1 protein-coding gene is annotated in these 707 nt (G+C 61.4%); it reads left to right on the plus strand.

What is annotated here, in order from left to right; genetic code table 11:
* Positions 1–117: 117 nt before the first annotated feature.
* On the plus strand, positions 118–707 hold a 590-nt coding region (locus HV675_RS32150; RefSeq protein ID WP_175115483.1), incomplete at its 3' end, for a helix-turn-helix domain-containing protein.

A 707-nucleotide genomic window follows, 5' to 3' on the forward strand; every position in this document is an offset into this window, starting at 1 on the left:
ATTTGACATAATATAAATTATCAACGAACTGGCTGTTACGGCAAAGCTGTAATGTCGTACCTGGGCAAAGCTGAAACGTCGCATGTCATGCTGGCTGACCTTTGACGGGAGGCTCGCATGACGACATCCGGGACGATCACCATGACGATGCGCGAGGTTGACCGCCTCAGGACGATCCAGTCGGTGGTCGATGGCATGCTGATGACGTGGCAGGCCGCGGAACGGCTCCATCTGAGTCGGCGTCAGGTTGAGCGGCTGGCCGTGCGCTATCGCAGCCAGGGTGCTTCGGGACTGCTGTCACGGCATCGTGGACATCCGAGCAACTACCAGTTGGACGACGGCGTGGCCGAGCGCGCGTTGAACCTGATCCGGGATCGCTACGCCGACTTCGGCCCGACGCTGGCGTGCGAGAAACTGCGTGAATGTCACGGGCTGGTGCTGTCAAAGGAAACGGTGCGTCACCTGATGACGGATGCCGGCCTGTGGATTCCACGCCGGCAGCGGCCGCCGAAACTCTACCAGCCTCGAAGCCGCCGTGCGTGTCTGGGCGAGCTGGTGCAGATTGACGGTAGCGACCATCGCTGGTTCGAGGAACGGGCGCCGGCGTGCACGCTGCTGGTGTATGTCGACGATGCGACGAGCCGGCTGATGGCGCTGCATTTCACGGCGACCGAATCGACCTTCAGCTACTTCGAAGTGACCCGGAC

This window comes from Paraburkholderia solisilvae (genome assembly GCF_902859875.1).
Taxonomy (GTDB): domain Bacteria; phylum Pseudomonadota; class Gammaproteobacteria; order Burkholderiales; family Burkholderiaceae; genus Paraburkholderia; species Paraburkholderia solisilvae.